Source organism: Methylobacterium sp. WCS2018Hpa-22 (assembly GCF_031843785.1).
In the GTDB taxonomy this organism is placed as follows: domain Bacteria; phylum Pseudomonadota; class Alphaproteobacteria; order Rhizobiales; family Beijerinckiaceae; genus Methylobacterium.
The window spans coordinates 505,925-523,872 of sequence record NZ_JAVTJA010000001.1 but is presented as its reverse complement, the minus strand read 5'-3'; the positions used below and the strand labels follow the sequence as shown (position 1 = coordinate 523,872).

Below are 17,948 nucleotides of genomic sequence, written 5' to 3'. Positions count from 1 at the left end.
CCTCGGTGCCGGCCCGCTCATCGCAGCTATCCGAGGCTGAAAGCCCGGTCCCTTTGCGCGATGCGCTGTCAGATCTTTCCAGGCCGCAAATGCGTTCTCACACAGCCTCGGTTGAAAGCGGAAGCTCTACCACGCTCATCATCAGGGGCGGCGCGAGGTCGGTCGTGATGATGCCGGCCTTACTGAAGCGCCAGGGGCGGTCCCCTTGGCGCCCCGTGCTCTGCAATCCAATCCGGCAACACTGAGCGGAGTTAATCGCTTCAGGGTGACGCCATCCAACAAGCTACGTGAGTTTTGCTTGGTGAAAGCGTTGTGTTTCGTACCAAACTTACTCTATGGGGCGTCCACGGATCCTCAGAGAAAATGCTATGGCCGACAGCACCCAAAATTCTCAGCCAGACTACATCAAACTCGCAGCGGACATCGTCGCCGCCTACGTCTCCAATAACTCTTTGCCAACAAGCGCCTTGGGCGAGTTGCTGAGCAACGTGCATGCTGCCGTCAGCAGTCTTGCGATTGGTGGAACCGGTACGGTGGCCGAGGACAAGATCGAGAAGGCGACGCCGGCTCAGATCAAGAAGTCCATAACGCCCGACCATCTCATCAGCTTCGAGGATGGCAAGCCCTACAGAACGATGAAGCGGCATCTGACGCTCCGTGGACTGAGCCCCGAGACCTACCGCGCGAAGCATGGCCTACCTGCCGACTACCCCATGGTCGCCGCAAGCTACTCGGCTGCAAGGTCCGCCCTGGCCAAGCAACTCGGTCTCGGGCAGCAGCGGAATGGTGCGGCCAAGGCGAAGGCTGTCGTGCCGGAAAACGCCGTCGTTGAAGAGACCGCTCCGGCTCCGGAGAAACCCAAGAAGGCGGGTCGGCCTCGGAAGGCTGCCGCAGCAGCTTGACGAACATAACGGCAGCATCTCAGGTGCCGTTTCCGCTTGGGTCTCAGAAAATCTCGGCACCCCCAACTCAGGTGAGTGCGACCGCGCAAAAGCGGTTGCACAAGGATGGGCCTGTAAGATTGCACCCCGCAATCTAGCGAGTGCCGTGCCGCCCCCTCGCTGCTCCTCCGCCATGGTGACCCTTTGTCGAACACCGTCAGCCCCATAGGGAGCAACGCTATCCCATTAGTGCGGGAGCAAGTTGGGCAGGCGATCAAGTTAGCTCATGAGATGCGGGCAGAGGTAAAGCGCAGCCGTGCTTTGATGAAAGAAGCGAAGGAAACCCTCCGTAAAATCAAGCCCTATCGCACGAACTTCGACTGAGGTTCGGCGGTCGCACCTTGGTGCATTTGCTCCATAAGGCCGGCTTTTTGGGCATGGTCTCTGCGGAAGCCATGGGGGGCGACGGGAAGCCCTGCGAACGCCGCTCTCAGCAAGGCCCAAGGCGAGAAGCAGCCCCGCCGGCCCCGTGATCAGATCGGGGCGGCGATCTGATCACGGGGCCGGCGGGGCGGGCCGTCCATCTCACAGTGAGCCGATACGCAACTTGGCTCGATGGGAGGATGCACCGGGTCGGTTAGCGGAAGGACAAGGCGCTGGAACCGACACGGCCCGGATCGGGAATGGCAGATGAGGCACAGGTGCCTAGTGCCTGTGCTGAACGTCTGAGAAGGGTGGTTGAACGAACCCGCTTACGCGGGATGGGTGGCAGCTTCGAGGTTTGCGGATTGAGACGACAGCTCTGCGCTGATTGAGCGTCGCCCGGCCTGGGCGGACGATCCTGGCTCCCTTCCATCGAGTGGAGCCGGTTCCATGACCATCCTTGCCGTTCCCGCCGCTTCCGTCGGCTCGCTGCGCCAGCGCCTTGTCGACGATATGACCCTGCGCCGGTTCTCGCGTGAGACGCAGCGCAACTACCTCCGCGATGTCGGGCGTCTGGCGACGTTCCTGCGGCGCTCGCCCGACACGGCGACCGTCGACGACCTGCGCCGTTTCCAGATCGCGCAGCAGGAGATCGGCCTCGGGGTGCCGACGATGAACGCCATCGTCTCGGCCCTGCGCTTCTTCTTCGTCCATACGATCGAGCGGCCCGATCTCGCCCGCAGGCTGGTCCGCCTCAACCATCCGCGCCCGCTGCCAGACGTCCTGAGCCCCGAGGAGGTGGGGCGGCTGCTCGGTGCCACGGTCTGCCTGAAGCATCTGGCGGCCCTGTCGGTGGCCTATGGCGCGGGATTGCGCGTGGCCGAAGTCGCCGCGCTCAAAGTCGCCGACGTCGACTCGACGCGCATGCTCCTGCGGGTCGAGCGTGGCAAAGGCGGCCGCGACCGCAACGCGATGCTGTCCGCCGATCTTCTGGGTCTCCTGCGGCGCTGGTGGACCGAGGGACACCGCCAGGGCGTCCTGCATCGCGAGGGCTGGCTGTTTCCCGGACAGGACTGGGCCCGCCCGATCAGCACGCGCCAGCTTCACCGCATCGTGGTGGAGGCGGCCCGGTCGGCCGGGATCCCCAAGCGTGTCGGTCCCCATACCCTGCGCCATTCCTTCGCCACCCACCTCCTGGAGAACGGCGTCGATATCCGCGTCATCCAGGTGCTGCTCGGACACGCCCGGCTCGACACGACGGCGCTCTACGCCAAGGTCGCCACCCGGACGGTGCGGGCCGTGACGAGCCCACTCGACAGGCTCGCCCTGTTCCATACGGACGGCCCGGTACCGGCTTGAGGCGATGCGCGCCGCGATCGAGCTGGCCGACGTCTTCCGCGCCGCCGGCCCCGCCTACCGCGCCGATAGGGCCGGGCACCTGAACCTGGCGGCGCTCAAGGTGATGGCGGCGGTCGAGCAGTGCCGCACGGCCAGCCTCGGCGGGCATATCGAGGGCTGCGACGCGTGCGGCCACCTGCGCGTCGCCTACAACGCCTGCCGCAACCGGCACTACCCACGCTGCCAGGGCGCGGCGGCGCGCGACTGGCTCGCCGCGCGCGAGGCCGACCTGCTCCCGGTCGGCTACTTCCACGTCGTCTTCACCCTGCCTGCCGAGATCGCCGCCATCGCCTTCCAGAACAAGGCCGCCGTCTACGACCTGCTGTTCCGGGCAGCGAGCGCGACCATGACGCGGATCGCCGCCGACCCGAAGCATCTCGGTGCCCGCATCGGCCTCACCGCCGTGCTACACCTGGGGCTCGGCCATGACCCACCATCCCCATCTCCACATGATCGTGCCCGGCGGCGGCCTCTCGCATGACGGGAGCCGATGGGTCGCGTCGCGCCCTGCCTTCCTTCTGCCGGTGCGGGTACTGGGCATGCTGTTCCGCCGCCTGTTCCTCGAAGGGCTCGCCGCCCTCCACGAGGCCGGGATGCTCGCCTTCTTCGGCACCCTGGCCCCACTCTCCGACGCCAAGGCCTTCGTCCGCGCGCTCGCCCCGGTGCGCAGGAAGCGCTGGGTCGTCTACGCCAAGCCGCCCTTCGCCGGACCGAAGGCCGTGCTCGCCTATCTGTCGCGCTACACCCACCGCGTGGCCATCTCCAGCCGGCGCATCCTCGCCTTCGACGGGAAAAACGTCAGCTTTGGCGTCAAGGACTATCGGCGCGCTGAGGGCGGGCAGGCGCGGGTCATGACCCTGTCCGCCACGGAGTTCATCCGGCGCTTCCTCCTCCATGTCCTGCCGCGCGGCTTCCACCGCATCCGGCACTACGGCTTCCTCACCGGCTCGAACCGGAAGGCCGGTCTGGCCCACATCCGCGCGATCCTCGGCACACCGGTCCCGCCGCGATCCACCGACTCTGAGCCGGACGCGCGAGACGCTGCCACCGACGTGCGAGGGCCTTGCCCCTGCTGCGGTGGTCCCATGAGGATCGTCGGCGCCTTCGCGGGCTGGTACGAGCCGCGTGGGCCGCCGTTCCGCCCCGCGCCGAACCGGGCGTGTACGCCATGACCCGGCATGGCCTGACAGCGCCAGCCATCCGAGGACCCGCACCTCGGGGCTCGCTTCTCCGCGTGCCGAACGCCGTGATGAGCCTCGCGAACACTGCCTCTCGACATTCGGGCCCTTCGTCGAACGCCGGTGACCGGGCAATACGGAACCGCTCAGGCACCCAGGCGGCGGCATTCACGCGCCTTCCGTCCCACACTGGGGACGACGCCCAGCCAAAATCCCCATAGCTCGGCGTCCGCCATCCCGCGGGTTCGTTCTTCCAAGACTTTCGTACGCCTCTCGGCGCCCGAAACTCTTCAGGGAAGCGGTCCCTGCCCCCTGGCCCTGAAGCGGACGTTCCGCCTCCGACCCAACCCAGCCGCCAAGATCGCTATCGGCGCTTCCCATAAGCGGTCGTTCGTCGACCGCCCCGCAACTTCGGCTCGGCACGAGAAGCGGACGATCCGCATCCTACCTGCGACCCCGATATTGAAATAGTACGCTATCGTACTATTTCTTTGCAATGCGTGCAGCGACCGTCCGACAAACCGATTGCAGGGTCCTTCTATGGCTTGCCGAAGATCTGAGGCTTGAGGACAATCTTGCCCTCAGGCTGGCCACGACCGGTTACGGAGGCATGGCGGTGCTGCGCATCGCCCCGGAGGCGCGGGGGCGACCCAGGCGGACTCCGCATCGGCGCGCTCTTGAGGAGGCAGCCGAGGCGCGACTTGAGGCGCATTTCTCGGCCAAAGGCATACCTTTCGAGGTGCGCGGCCCTGGTGACGACACGTCCGTCGCGGCGGCCTGTCGGCGGCATGGATGTTCCGTGGTCATCCGCAACGCCGCCGATGGCATGGCTGCCGAACTTGCCCATCACAGGCAATGGACGGACGAGCTGGCGGCGGCCGGCATCCAGGTTCTGACCGTCAATGGCGAGATGATCCGTCGCAAGGGAGCGGGAGGGGCCAGGCCCAACACGCCGTTCCTGACCGATGCGGGCGAGGTCGCACCGGGGGCGTTGCCGGAGGATCACCCGATAGCCTTACTGCGGGCCTTCCTTAGGATCCTGCCGGAACGCGATTACTTGGCCGGCATGTGGGTGCCGGGCCGAGACCGGCTGAGCACCAGCCTGCTTTCGACCCACTTTGCGGCTGGGACATTGTCCAGCGACAGGGCTAGGGTCGAAACCGAGGCGGCGGAACGCGCTTGGCACCGCGCGAACCCGGGCCAGGCCCGTACGGTCGCGGGGAAATCCTTCGGCGCCTTCAAGGGGCGCGTCCGCTACCGTCCCGGCTTCCTCACGACTTTCTCCCGCTATGAGGACGATCTGCATCCGCTCCCGATCACGTCGGAGATGCGGCGCAGGGTCGAAGCCTGGCGGGACGGATGCACCGGCATCCCCATGCCTGACGCGGCCATGCGCGAGCTGAAGGCGACCGGCTGGATCAACTTCCGCCTCCGCCAGCTTGCCGCCTCCTATGCGGTGCAGCTCCTAGGCTTGCCTCCGTTCGAGGTCGGGACGGTTCTGGCGGAGATGTTCAACGACTACGAGCCCGGCATCACCTGGCTCCAGGTCGCGATCAATGACGGCCGGGTCAATCAGGATCGCGGGCCGCGCATCCTGAACCCGGTCAAGCAAGGCCGCGACCTCGACCCCGACGAGAGCTACGTCCGTGCCTGGCTGCCCGAACTGGCCAGCCTTCCGGCCGGGTTCGGCCACGAGCCATGGCTGCATCCCGCATCGCCACTACCGCCGCCCTTGGTCGACCACCTGGCCGCCGCTCGCGCAGCCCGCGCCGCGTGGGGCGCAAAGTCATCGGCGCTCGGGGCGCGTCCGGTGCACGACACGCCATCGTTCGACTTCGGCGAAAGGAATGCCCCCAGATGATCGAGAAGCACACCTTCGACTTCCTGAAGGGCATCGCGGCCCACAACGACAAGGACTGGTTCGAGGAGCATCGTGACGACTACGAGCGTGCGAAGTCCAACCTCGTCGAGGTAGCCGGCCTCCTGATCGACGCGGCGTCCAGCTTCGATCCCAAGGTGAAGAAGGCGAACGCCGAGCCGACGAAGTGCGTGACCCGCATCAACCGGGACATGCGCTTCGCCAAGGGCAAGCCACCCTACAAGACCGACCTGTTCGTGATGCTCAACAGCGTCGGCGACTACCAGGGGTCGGCCTCGTACTACCTCCATGTCGAGCCGGGCGGCTGCTACGCGGGCGGCGGCATCTTCACGACCGAGCCAAAGGCGCTCGACCACATCCGCAAGCGGATCGCGGCGTCGGTGCCGAAGTGGACCGGCGTGGTCGAGTCCCGCGAGATGAAGGCGATGTTCCCCGACGGGCTGACGAGCCCGGGCGAGCTGAAACGGGCGCCCCAGGGATACGAGCCCGACCACCCGGCCATCGAGTACCTGCGCATGAAGGGGTTCTGCGCCAACCGGAAGCTGACGAACAAGCAGCTCCAGGACGAGGATGCCCTCGACGTCGTCGTCGAGACCTTCAAGGTGGCCCAGCCCCTGGTGGGCTACCTCAACGGCGCCATCGCCGGCTGAAGGCCCCAGTCGAAATAGCGGCACCGGCCAGGAACCATGGGCTGAACCACGACTTCCCATAATAGGACGCCATCGTCCTTTTAATGCTCCGGGCATTGCCCCGCGGACCGCATCTCCCTCGGGCGTGGCGGATCGTACGCCCCAACAGATAGGCAATCCGAATGTCCCACGACACGATCAAGACCTGGTACATCGCCGGCCTTCAGGCCTACCGTTCGGCTTCCGAGCAGGGCAAGGCGGCAGCCTCCCGGGCCGAGGGCCAGTTCAAGGATCCCCAGTTCAAGAAGCTGGCTGGCGAGGGCGCGGCGCTGTGCAGCCGCCAGCAGCAGGCGATGATCGACTTCCTGAAGGAGCTCGACACCCAGCCGAACGACTTCAAGGACCGTATCCAGGCCGGCATCGCTGAAGGCACGGAGATGTCCGTCAAAGCTGCCCAGGACGACGAGACACGCGACGTCGCCATCGGCTTCGGTGCCCGGGCCGGCCTGACCTACGTGGCCACCGCGTTCCAGTGCCACGTGACCTACGCGAAGGCACTTGGCCTCTCGAAGCAGGCCGAGGAGTTCGAGTGCCTCAGCCAGGAGAGCAAGGCGCTGGAGGAGCGCTACGCAAAGGCCGCCGAGTCCGCGGTCGGCAAGCAGGCCGCGTAGCCCGTCGGCGACAGGGATCACGGGGCCTTCGGCCTCGTGATAACGGCGACCGGCCGGCGCTCCGCCCACTCGCGCAGGTCGGTCGCCGCTTACCATCACAGGTGGACGGCCGTGCGGGACGGCTTGGCTTGGCCGTTCACACGCACCACCTTCGATGCATGCGTCCCCCAGCGAAATCGGCTCCGATCTTGGACCAGTCCGGCAAGCGTATCCCCGTCCCTTCGTCGCCGGACCGCCCGCGCCGTGGACGCCCGCGCGCCGACCAGGCCGGACAAATCGAGGAGCGCATCATCACTGTCGCCTCGTCCCTGTTCCTGGAACAGGGGTTCGGCCGCACCACGGTCGACCAGATCGCGGAACTCGCCCACACCGGGAAGACGACGTTGTACGGGCGCTTCCCGACCAAGGAGGCACTCTTCTCGGCGGTGGTGCTGCGCTACGTCGACGAACTGCAGGCCCGAATGGCCATCGTCCCGACGAACGGGACGCCCAAGGAACGCCTCGTCCAGGTTGGCATCGAGCTCGCCAACCTTACGCTGGCCGAGGAGAGCATCGCCCTGATGCGCCTGACCATCGCCGAGGCGAAGGCGTTTCCCGAACTCGGTCGCGAGGGATTCCGGATCGGCTTTGGCGGATGCGTCCGCTGCATCGCGCAGTGCTTGGCCACGGACGGCTCCGACGCGGCGGTGATGGACGCAACCCCGATGGCAGCGCGGTTCGTCGAGATGGCCCTCCACCCTCTCTACATGCACGCCTTCTCAGGTGCGGACCTTGCCGGACTGTGCGAACGGGCGACCCGGGACGTGCCCGAGGTCGCCGAGATCCTGCTGAACGGACGGTGTTGATGTCCGCTTGGAGCTTTTCGCGACCGAAAGCGGTCGCGCCGCTTTCCACCCGACCCGGTCGTGGAGCGGATCAACTGCTCCCGACCCACACCAGCCTTACAGACCGGCGTCGGCGCTTCCCGAAAGCAGCCATTCGTCGACCGCCCGGCAATTTCGGCTCGGGGTGGGAAGCGGGCTTTAGCCATCCGCCCGAAAGCAGACATTCGTGACTTGGCCGTATCGGACGCCCATCAGATGACGAGCACGAGGGACATGAGGCGTGCCGGTCAAATAATCGATATGGAGGCCACCGATTCGACCAATATGACTGTGTGAAAATGACACTGAACTGTTGATTTACAAACGCAAAGGCTAATATAAAATAAAAAAAGCTTTTATATCAACCGAATTTTTCATCATTGGCAATCAAAAGCAACCTATGCTGCATCTGCAGCGCCAGAGAGGACAAATTTTATCGCACTGGATGCTGTTCCCGGTCGCCCAAGATAGTATCCTTGAAAAAATTTACATCCCATACCTTGTAGCGTTTCAAGGTCATCGGCTGTTTCGACCCCCTCTGCTACTATTTCAAGCTTCAGAGCCAACCCTAGGCCAACCATTGCCATCACGAGACCCTTCTTATCATCCGATTCCGTGAGTCCAGTAACTAAACTTCTGTCGATCTTAAGCCTGCTGGCCCTTAATTGGCGCAGAGACGCCAGCGAAGAATATCCAACACCGAAATCGTCAACCGTGAGGCGAATGCCGGCACGCGATAAGGCTTGGAGCTTGTCCTGCACTGCCTCGATGTCGAGCGCTGTTTCCTCCGTGATCTCGATCTCCAGCATCTTGGCAGGGAGGCCGAAAGCACGGAGCCGATCGAGAACAATCTCATCGACCGGGATCTGAGCCATCTCGCGTGGTGAGAGGTTCATCGCAATTACGATGTCCGATCGCCCTTGATTGACGAGCGCAAGCATCATTGTACAGACACGTTCCAATATAAAGCGTAATAGAGATTCAGTGAGACCCGACATGGCAGCAACACCAATGATGTCACCAGGGGGAATCCATCCGTGCGCTGGATGATGCCACCGGACCAGGGCCTCCAGGCTAGTCAACTTCCGGCCACCCAGACCGAAGATTGGCTGGAACCAAACGTCTAACTCTCCCTCGGCCAAAGCCCGTGTCAAATCACGCTTAATGTCGCGCCGCATCTGAAGCTGATTTCGCAATGTTTCATCGAATACACGGTACCGGTTCCGACCTGCACCTTTGGCCGCGTACAAAGCCTCATCCGCATAACTCAACATGTTAGTAATGCTGTTGGCGATCTCATTGTAAATGCCGATGCTCAGACCCAACCGTCCGGCATCGAAGCTCTCAAACGGCTTGGCGACCGCACCAATCAACCGCTCCGCGAGGGCGGTTGGAGGCTCGCTAACGGTCTGCGGATCGTACAAAATAGCGAATTCGTCTCCACCTAGACGAGCCGCGAAGCATTCTAACGGGAGGACTTCCTGTATACGGTGCGCAACTTCCTTAAGCACTCGATCGCCAGCGCTATGACCGTATAAGTCATTAACAGACTTGAAGCCATCGAGATCAAGGAGCAGGAGGCAGCGCGTCTCACTGTGGCCAAGGAACCGCTCAGCCGAAATCTGTACAAACCCCGCTCGATTGAGGAGGCCGGTTAGATCGTCGTAAGTCGCGCGTTGCTGCATTTCGTCTGCTAGGGCTTGCGCCTTCGCATGCGCCGCGTCACTGGCCTGTGCCCATGCCGTGGCCTCGAATTTCAATCGGGTCGTCTCTCGAAATCCTTTCTCCGTCTCGGCTGCGCTGCGTGTTAATGCAACTAAGTAAAGAAGTACGGTGGCGGCAAGAAAGTAGCGGTCAAAGCCCCCCGTATAGAGTAAGCAGCACACAACTGACGTCAGTGCGGGGGCGATGAAGCAAAACGGAATGAGAGCAAAAGCCGTGCCATAGACTACGGCTCCTGCAGTAATTCCGCAGGTGACCGTAAGGTAGAAAAGTGTCTGTGCAGAGGTATATCCATTGCATAAAATCGGCAGGCAAGCCCATACAAATCCTGATAATAAAGCTCCTATCCACGCGAGCCGTAGATGTAGGTCAATGGATCGTTCAGCGACGCGCGATAGCTCCGGCGGCGTCGAAGAATTCAGACTCAAGCCGGGGCATCGGGCTCGACATAGGCCAAGCCGCAGTAGATTAGCGAATGTAGACGCCATAAACCATATGACGCCCGTGCTACCGTGCTCCGAATGGTAAGCAACAATTATGCTAGCAACGCCTAACAGAATATTGACTGGTATAGCCCTAGCGACGCTTAAGCGCACTGCTTCCAATTGATCTCGGCGGATTAGCTTATCGAGATCAGGCCCGCCGCATCGGTGCAGGTGACGTTCGCTATCTATGTTTGGCATGAGGCCCTCATTATGGCGCCATCATAGATTGAATGCATAACAATTCCCTAACGCTACGCAATTGCTGCAGAGCGGACGCCCCTGTCTTCCGCAATGGGTCGAAAGCAGCCCCGGCAGCGAGTACCAAACGTCAGATTTTTACCACTACCATTCACACGGATGAGGTCGAGACCCTTCCGGGCGGGGCCACCCTGCTCGCCCTCAACCGGTCCACCGTGGTCCAGGCGGCCGAAATCCGGCACGAAGGAGGCACGTTCTGGGGCGTCCAGTACCACCCGGAGATTGGCCTCGACGAGGTGACGGGGGCCCTTCGGCGGCAAGCCGACAATTTGATCGAAAGCAGACTGGCACGTAGCTGGCGCGAGATCGAGGAGAAGGCGGACCTTGTTGAAGTCCTCCACCGCGAGCCCGGCCGGCGCGACCTCGCGTGGCGACTGGGGCTGGACGACCAAGTCGCGGATGAGGGCAACCGGCAGGTCGAGATCGCCAACTTCATCGAGGCGCTCTCCATTCCGGTGCGAAACGCCAGACGGTGACATGGCCGCCTGACCTGGTGAGGTGTCCGGAAGGGCGGTCGCATCGATCCACCGTCGGGGACGTTGCCCCATCACGAGCCATTCGAAGCGGCGGAAAGCCGTGCGTCGCCCACGAGCGGCCGGATGGGGGAACGGAAGGAAACTGGATGCCCAACCATATGTTCGACGAGAGCAACATCACCTGGCGGACGCTCGACTGGCTCCCGCATATCGCGTTCTTCGTCTACAAGGTCGACGAGGAAAACCGCATCGTCGACGTCGTATTCAAATTCGCCGCGAACCAGCGCGTCATGCTGCACCGGCACAAGAGCCCCTACGTGACCCTCGTGATGCAGGGGGAGCTTAGGTTCTACCGCGAGGATGGCAGCCACAGGGAGACCCGCCCAACGGGTAGCTACGTCTCCGGGGTGGCGAACGGCGACCCGCATATGGAGGGCGGCGGCGATGAGGACGCCATCGTGTTCTTCAGCAATCGTAACATCGAGGACGCACTGTACGAGTTCCTCGATGATGCGGGCAATCCCGTCCAGGTCTTGGGCATCGCCGACTTCAAGGCTCAGCTCGAAGACCAGATCGCGACGGGGACCTACGAGAAGGTCACCGCCAGGACCGCGTAGCAATCCAGAATACCGGGGGTGCGGAGGCAGTCTCGGTGTCTTCGCTCGCGATCACCCAGCGTCGCAGGCGATGCCCATCGCATACCCATGACTACCGCCGGGGCATGAGCTCCTTGGTCGGTCGGGACCACCATATCACCGAGGGGGTCGCCTCGGCCTCGATCATGGCTCGCGAGGCCCTACAGATCGTCAGCCCAATCCACGATCCGAGCTGCAACGGCTTCCCATCCCCTCTCCAGCATCATGTCGTGGGCCATGCCGGGGAAGAATTCCGCCGTGGTCCGATGCACCTTAGCAACAGCCTCAACCTGCCGCTGGGTGAATATGGCGTCGTCCTCCGCACCGAGAACGAGAATGGGAGTGGTGACGCGGGACGGTTTGCAGAGGTCTAGGCACATCACGTCCAGGTAGGCCAAGTAGGCCTCATCCTGCAGGCGGACGAAATGGCGCTCGACGTCATGGTCGGACATCCTGGGAGAGAAGAAGAGGCGGCGCGCCTTGCCGGTCGTCGAGATCACCGGTTTAAGGCTGCCGCTCAGGTTCGCCTTGAGTACGCCGATGGGGTCATTCAGTAAAAAGCGGATGGCGGTCGATGCGAAGCCATAGTGGGGCATTGGCGCAAGCAGGATCGCGCCTGCCGTCGTCCGGGTCTCAAGGTACTTCTGAACGATGAACGCCCCCATCGAATGCCCAACCAGGATCGGAGGCCGTGGAAGGCTTCCGGCAACTTGGGCGACGTCATTCACGTAGTCGCGCACCCGCGTCCTGCGCAGCCGGTCATGCCCGTCGCTGCCCCCATGCCCTCGAAGGCTCAGGGCATGGACCTCTCGACCCTGGGCGGCGAGATGATCCAGAAAGCCGTCGTCCCAACACCAGGCCGCGTGCCAGGCACCATGAACCAGGAGCAAGGGCGGGCGACCACTATCGATGCCGCGGGACAAAACCTCAATCCTCGGATCTTGGGTGTTGGAAGGTGACAGCGACATGGAATCCGTTTGAGAGATTCGTTGATGCATGTGCGCGCCGGCAAACGCTCGGATGGATTGGGATGTTGATCCCGATGGCGCGCCGCTTCCCGCCACCGTCAGCGCGTTTCAGGGCCGGCGACCGTTGCGTCAGAGCTCCTTGATCCACGACATCAGCGTGGCGCCATGCTCGTATCGGGCCTGGGTGCGGTAGGTCGCATCGACCATGCTCGGATTGATCCCGTACTTCCTCGTGAAGGCGCGACTGAACATCTTCTCGGTCTCGAACCCGCACTCGTAGCCTATGGTCGAGATCAGGCGCTTCGGGCCTCCCTCAAGGCCGGCGAGAATGCGCATTGCCCGCGACAGGCGGCGGTCACGGATGTAGGTCGCGATGCCCCCGTCCTGCTCGAAGAGCCCATACAGGGCCGTCCGGGATATGCCGAAGCGGGCGGTGAGCTTTTCGGTCCCCAGGTCGAACGAATAGAGGTCTGCCTCGATGAACTGGCGGATCGAGATGCCGAGGATCGTCTCGCGTTCGTAGGGACTATCTCTCGTGGGATCGGTGAAGACGGCGTTGGCGAGCGCGATGGTGGCGATGGACAGGCTGTCCTGCTGATCGGCTGTCGCAGTCTCGATGCAATGGGAAAGACTGCGAAGGTGATCCGACATCAGGCGGGTTATCGGGTTTGCGTCGAACCTGAAGGACGTTCCGTGCTGCGGAGACAGGTCGCCGAGCCTGCGCTCGAACGACCGCCGGGGTATCAGGAGATTGATGCTCGAAACCTCCGTGGCATCCGACACCATCGTCTGGGAGAGGTCGAACACCGTAAACCGTCCGGCCTCGACATCGATCTCACTCCCATTGCGCCGCAGGGATGCCTTGCCGGAGAGGTAGATACGCAAGAGCAGATGGTCGACGCCCTGCTGCGAGATCTGTTGGGTCGACCGTTCGATTCTTTGCTGTGGCGCCGTGAGAAACCCAAAAAGGCAGCGCTGCAGGTTGTAGTTCTTCATCTGAACGTTGGGCGAGACCTCCACGTCGTCATCGATGTAAGCGTGAAAAACAGGCGAGATTGCATCACGCCAAGCCTGCTTACGCTTCGCGGCGTCTTGAATATTACCCGGCTGCTGGTCGATGTTCATCTCAGATTGCCGATGTTACATTATAAATTTGGCAGGATATCCTCTAAGACGCACACCGCCATCCTCTAAGTGATGCAACCTTATTTTGCGTCAATATCATTGGTTGAGGTAAGCGCAAAACTCTGTGCAAATCCCATAGAAAAATGCTCTGGACGAAAAATACCCATCTCAGAACAAAAAGGACCAAGCAAAACGTCAACAAGTCAAATTCGTTATTCCCCCATCAACCATATCCTATCACCCTTTTCCTGTCGCAAAGCCCAGCATCTCACAGCATCGGGTGGGTATATTCATGTCTTCCAGCATCACTTTGTCAGTGGCCACATGCCAGAACGTGCTCTCGCTTCAGACGAGCTCAGACATGAACGAGGAGGCCGCGAACTCCCAGGTGCTATCGACCCGCAATTCGTTCACGGCCTCGGCGCTCTCTCCCGCCAACACCGCCCAGCCGAGCATCCTGCACCTCCTCCACTGAAGGCGTCCCGGGCGCTCCCGACGGCCATTCACGACGGCATACCCAGACCACAGGCACCAATGGATGGCCCGTGGGCCGAACCAACCTCTACGACGCGCGAGAACCCTCCATGAGAACGATTCTGATCGCATGCCTGCTTGGCATGGGACTGACCGGTGCGGCGGCCGGCCCGGCACGCCTGGAAAAGGGCGCCGTACCGGCCGGCCCATCACGTGCCGCCGTCGAGCGCTGGTTTTCCGCGGGCCGGGAACTGACCTGCTTCGACCAAAATCTCGACGAAGGCCCTTGCGACATGAGCCGGGCCATTAAGTTCTCGACGTTCTACGATGCTGGGGAGAACAACGCCCTGGTGTTCGTCCTGTACTCCGCCAGCGTGAGCAATGCCGTCTCTCATGCGGTTGGACAGTTCCGTCGCTCCGATGACGGATGGGTCCTCGTGCGCAACATCCGCGGCGTGTGGGGCGAAGGTCCCGATAGCCTGTCCTTCGATGGCGGACGAGCCGTCTTCACGATGGCGGCGCTCATGCCCGGGGATGCCCGCTGCTGCCTGTCCGGAACGCAGCGGTACGAGGTCGACTTGGTGACGGGAGCGGTCAAGGAAGGGCCAAAACTCCCCGGCTCGACCAAGGCGCAGCCGGCATCCTCGAAACAGCTCGCTCCCCGGCCCGAAGGCTACCAGGGGGTAACCTACTACCACAACGGCAGCGATGTGCTCGTCGATGAGCGAGCCGGCGTGATCCGCTACGATTTCCCGAAGGCGTCGATCCGCAAGGCCGTCAGCAAGGGCACGGTCCTCTTCAGGGGGGCTTTCGCCACTGACGGCAGTGTCTCCGGGATGGCCTACGTGTTCAAGGCCGGCTGCGAACCGGCCCCGTACCGGGTCATGGGTTGGTCGAAGGGCTCCACCATCGAACTGCGAGGTCTGGCCCCCCATCGCGATCCGAACTCCTGCGCCATCGTCGCCTCCTCGAAGCGGAGCGCCCACTCGACGCTGCGGTTCGAAGAATTCTCCGACTTCTGACTTTCAACCTGTAAGCAAGGAGCCGGAACAATGGCACATTGGAACATCAGCGCCCGAGTTGTCGATCAAGGGGTGGTTGTGTTGGATAGCCCTTTCCTCAGCTATGAAGGCGTTAAAATTATCACTTCTGAAGGCGAAAGGAAATTTCTTGGAACAGTAATTATGCACAAGGAGGTAAGCTCCCTTTTTTCAGAAACTTATGGTGAGCATGTCGAGCTTTATTTTGCTGGAAAACGAAACAAATATCCTGCTGTTCTTTATGGAATCAAATCTCAGGGCGAGAGTGTCTATAATAAACATTCGCCGCGATTTGGAATGAAAGTTCTAAGCGTCATGTTTATCATTTTTACAATTCCAACATTTTTTGGTCTCGTGGCTGTGCCATTGTTCATATGGTGTTACTTATCCATGCGTTCGTGGGATCCGCCTCGCCGGAAGGTGTTCGATGCACACGTCCCCGGCACCGACGGCAGCGCTTCCGGATCGCCAACGAAGGGCCTTGCAGGACGTCAAGCCGCCTGACTGAGAGGCGGTATGTAAGTTTTTCCGCCTGCCTCCACCTTCGTGCCGGCAGCTTGACGGATCAAGGCGCCGGTCGTTGCAATTCCGAGCATGCCCGTCGTTCCCGGCCGGCTTACTGGTGAAACCAAGCCGGCCGGGATAGATGAAAACGATGCGCATTCCCGCCCTCGCGTTCGTCCTAGCTATAGCCCCTGCAGCCGCGGCTGAGCCGGTCACCGGCCGGGCGTCGGTGATTGACGGGGATACGCTCGACATTGGCAGCACCCGCATTCGCCTTCACGGCATTGACGCACCGGAGAGCGCTCAACTCTGCCGGGACAAGGCAGGAAAGCCCTTCCGGTGTGGGCAAGCTGCCGCGCTAGCGTTGGCCGACCGGATTGGCACCACACCCGTCTCCTGCCTTCCTCGTGACACCGACAAGTATGGACGCACCGTTGCGGTTTGCCGGAAGGGTGTGGAGGACTTGAACGGCTGGCTGGTCGCGCAAGGCTATGCCGTTGCCTACCGCCGCTACTCACAGGACTATGTCAGCGCCGAAAGCACCGCGAAGGCCGATAAGCTCGGGATTTGGGCCGGGGCCTTCACGACGCCGGGCGACTGGCGCAAGGGCGAGCGGGTCATGAGCATGGGTTTCGCGGCACCTGGCGGGCCGGATGGCCCGATCCCGTCGTCACAACCAACCGCGACAGCGGGTGCCTGCGCAATCAAGGGCAACATCAGCCGCCAGGGGGAGAAGGTCTTCCACGTCCCCGGATCTCGGGATTACGACCGGACCCGGATCAGCGTGAAGGATGGGGAGCGCATATTCTGTACCGAAGACGACGCGAGGGCAGCCGGATGGCGTGCGCCGCGAGGGTGATCGTGCCCGGCAGTCGATTTGCTCGGATCTTGCGCGGGATCACGGACCGGCTGCGGCCCCGGCGGTTTGCCGATGACGAACTGGTCCGGCTGGCTGAGGATCGAGCGGCTGAAGCGGACGGTCGTGAACGTCGACCAGACATCGTTGAAGGCGTGGTCGAGACGTGCCGTGACGCCGTAGAACTCCGAGGACGTGTCCGGCACCGTCGTCGAGCTCGGAAAGAGGGAGCGTCGGATGCTGAACGCGGAGGTGTCGACCGTACCGACCGCCGGCAGACCCGTGTAGTCGGGCTGGGTCCGACGCGAGTAGAAGCCCTGCAGCGTCAGCGAGGTGCCGGCGTTGTTGGTGAAGGTCACCGTCGGGTTGAGGGCGAGGCTTCGGGTCTCGACTAAGTCGATGGAAGGCACATCGCGCTGGAATTGGCCCGTCATGCGGAACAGCACCGTGCCATCCTCGGTCAGCGGCCGGTTGATGTCGAAGTACGGGCTGACGAAGCCACGGCTGCCGGCGGTGACGCCGATCTCGGTGAAGGTCGCGAAGACCGGCAGCTTCGAGACCAGGTTGATGATGCCGCCGATCGGCGCCGAGCCGCCTGCGTAGAGGATGCCGGTCGGGCCCTTCAGAACCTCGATGCGCTCGACGTTGTTGAGGAGGTCGCGCGCGCCCGGCTGGAAGAAGGTCGACAGGCCGTCGACGTAGGTCTCCGCCGGGAAGCCGCGCACCAGCGTGTAGAACTGGTTGAAGGCCACCGGGTTCGGACCCGTGACGCCGGACACGTTCCGGAGCGTCTCCGAGACGGTCAGGCTCTGCTGGTCCTCGATAAGGTCGCGGATGATGACTTGGACCGATTGCGGCGTCTCCTGGATCGGGGTGCCGGTCTTGGTGGCCGAGACCGAGGTCAGGGCGCGATAGCCCTGCACGGGGCCGGCCGTGGTCTGGCGGACCCCCGGGCCTGAGGAGGTATCGCCTCCCTCCACAGTGAGTTCCGGCAGGGTGACCCCAGTGGCGGCGGTCTGGGCGAGGACTGAGGTGGTGGCAAGCAAGGTGATGAACAGGGCGAGGCAGAGCTCGACCCGGGGAACAGGGTACATGGTTTGGGTCCGTTGTCTGAAAGATCGGGAAGGGCGATCAATCAGGCGACGGGTGGGGCACGGGCGCTGGCACTGATCCCTGGCGGTGCACGGGGGTAGGCCGCGACCTCGAAACGCCAGACGACGACGGAGGCTTGCCGGACGGTCTAGATGATGGGCGACGAGGTGGCGGGCGGAACGACCGGCGCCCCCAGGGCGTGAGCCACCAGGCAGCAATCGAGATGCTTGTGCGGCGGAGATGACTTGAAGGGCTCGCCGTCGCTCCCCGCGCCTTGCGCACAGATGACGTGGGTCGGACCGCCCGAGGCCGCGAAGCTCGCGCCGCCGAGGAATGCCTGGAGCGCAAGTGCGTACAGCGCGGCCATGGCGATGACCGCACGGCAGGCGGC

At 62.8% G+C, this 17,948-nt stretch carries 16 protein-coding genes and 1 pseudogene; 12 read left to right on the top strand and 5 right to left on the bottom strand.

All coding sequences use genetic code 11. From position 1 onward, the window contains the following. The first annotated feature begins 368 nt into the window (after nt 1-368). From RQI43_RS02455 to RQI43_RS02425, 7 genes and pseudogenes are all read left to right on the top strand, one after another. The gene (locus RQI43_RS02455) at nt 369-902 is read left to right on the top strand and encodes a MucR family transcriptional regulator (RefSeq protein WP_056453467.1); all 534 of its coding nucleotides are present in this window, start codon (nt 369-371) and stop codon (nt 900-902) included. Between the two features lie 852 nt (nt 903-1,754). Further along, on the top strand, nt 1,755-2,663 hold the full coding sequence (locus RQI43_RS02450; protein ID WP_311274086.1) for a tyrosine-type recombinase/integrase: 909 nt from the start codon (nt 1,755-1,757) through the stop codon (nt 2,661-2,663). Between the two features lie 4 nt (nt 2,664-2,667). Beyond that, nucleotides 2,668-3,874, top strand: a pseudogene (locus tag RQI43_RS02445) (IS91 family transposase). 502 nt (nt 3,875-4,376) lie between these two features. Continuing rightward, the gene (locus RQI43_RS02440; RefSeq protein WP_311274085.1) at nt 4,377-5,741 is read left to right on the top strand and encodes an FAD-binding domain-containing protein; all 1,365 of its coding nucleotides are present in this window, start codon (nt 4,377-4,379) and stop codon (nt 5,739-5,741) included. Then, nucleotides 5,738-6,409 carry a DUF2461 domain-containing protein gene (locus RQI43_RS02435; RefSeq protein ID WP_311274084.1) on the top strand — a complete coding sequence of 224 codons (672 nt, stop codon included), beginning with the start codon at nt 5,738-5,740 and terminating at the stop codon, nt 6,407-6,409. The genes RQI43_RS02440 and RQI43_RS02435 overlap by 4 nt, the downstream gene beginning before the upstream one ends. A 161-nt stretch (nt 6,410-6,570) precedes the next feature. After that, nucleotides 6,571-7,059 carry a DUF892 family protein gene (locus RQI43_RS02430; RefSeq protein ID WP_311274083.1) on the top strand — a complete coding sequence of 163 codons (489 nt, stop codon included), beginning with the start codon at nt 6,571-6,573 and terminating at the stop codon, nt 7,057-7,059. Nucleotides 7,060-7,247: 188 nt separating this feature from the next. Next, entirely contained in the window at nt 7,248-7,904 is a 657-nt protein-coding gene (locus RQI43_RS02425; RefSeq protein ID WP_311274082.1) for a TetR/AcrR family transcriptional regulator, read from the top strand. Between the two features lie 416 nt (nt 7,905-8,320). On the opposite strand, the gene RQI43_RS02420 is transcribed toward RQI43_RS02425, so the two are convergent. Continuing rightward, nucleotides 8,321-10,327: an EAL domain-containing protein gene (locus tag RQI43_RS02420; protein WP_311274081.1), complete on the bottom strand. Its 2,007-nt coding sequence runs from the start codon at nt 10,325-10,327 to the stop codon at nt 8,321-8,323. 32 nt (nt 10,328-10,359) lie between these two features. Between RQI43_RS02420 and RQI43_RS02415 the strand changes: the two genes are divergently transcribed. Continuing rightward, nucleotides 10,360-10,863 carry a glutamine amidotransferase-related protein gene (locus RQI43_RS02415; RefSeq protein ID WP_311274080.1) on the top strand — a complete coding sequence of 168 codons (504 nt, stop codon included), beginning with the start codon at nt 10,360-10,362 and terminating at the stop codon, nt 10,861-10,863. Between the two features lie 146 nt (nt 10,864-11,009). Beyond that, nucleotides 11,010-11,480 carry a regulator gene (locus RQI43_RS02410; protein WP_311274079.1) on the top strand — a complete coding sequence of 157 codons (471 nt, stop codon included), beginning with the start codon at nt 11,010-11,012 and terminating at the stop codon, nt 11,478-11,480. A gap of 179 nt (nt 11,481-11,659) precedes the next feature. Here RQI43_RS02410 and RQI43_RS02405 read toward each other — a convergent pair whose 3' ends face one another. Both RQI43_RS02405 and RQI43_RS02400 read right to left on the bottom strand, forming a co-directional pair. Continuing rightward, nucleotides 11,660-12,466, bottom strand: coding sequence for an alpha/beta fold hydrolase (locus RQI43_RS02405; protein ID WP_311274078.1), 807 nt, complete (start codon nt 12,464-12,466; stop codon nt 11,660-11,662). Between the two features lie 129 nt (nt 12,467-12,595). Further along, entirely contained in the window at nt 12,596-13,591 is a 996-nt protein-coding gene (locus tag RQI43_RS02400; protein WP_311274077.1) for a helix-turn-helix domain-containing protein, read from the bottom strand. A 584-nt stretch (nt 13,592-14,175) separates the two neighbouring features. On the opposite strand from RQI43_RS02400, the gene RQI43_RS02395 reads away from it, so the two are divergent. From RQI43_RS02395 to RQI43_RS02385, 3 genes are all read left to right on the top strand, one after another. Further along, nucleotides 14,176-15,087 carry a hypothetical protein gene (locus RQI43_RS02395; RefSeq protein ID WP_311274076.1) on the top strand — a complete coding sequence of 304 codons (912 nt, stop codon included), beginning with the start codon at nt 14,176-14,178 and terminating at the stop codon, nt 15,085-15,087. A gap of 30 nt (nt 15,088-15,117) precedes the next feature. Next, nucleotides 15,118-15,609, top strand: coding sequence for a hypothetical protein (locus RQI43_RS02390; RefSeq protein WP_311274075.1), 492 nt, complete (start codon nt 15,118-15,120; stop codon nt 15,607-15,609). 151 nt (nt 15,610-15,760) lie between these two features. Then, nucleotides 15,761-16,468: a thermonuclease family protein gene (locus tag RQI43_RS02385; RefSeq protein ID WP_311274074.1), complete on the top strand. Its 708-nt coding sequence runs from the start codon at nt 15,761-15,763 to the stop codon at nt 16,466-16,468. Here the strand turns inward: RQI43_RS02385 and RQI43_RS02380 are convergent. Continuing rightward, nucleotides 16,372-17,559, bottom strand: coding sequence for a TonB-dependent receptor plug domain-containing protein (locus RQI43_RS02380; protein WP_311274073.1), 1,188 nt, complete (start codon nt 17,557-17,559; stop codon nt 16,372-16,374). The genes RQI43_RS02385 and RQI43_RS02380 overlap by 97 nt on opposite strands. 146 nt (nt 17,560-17,705) lie before the next feature. After that, on the bottom strand, nt 17,706-17,924 hold the full coding sequence (locus RQI43_RS02375; RefSeq protein ID WP_311274072.1) for a hypothetical protein: 219 nt from the start codon (nt 17,922-17,924) through the stop codon (nt 17,706-17,708). Between the last annotated feature and the right edge of the window lie 24 nt (nt 17,925-17,948).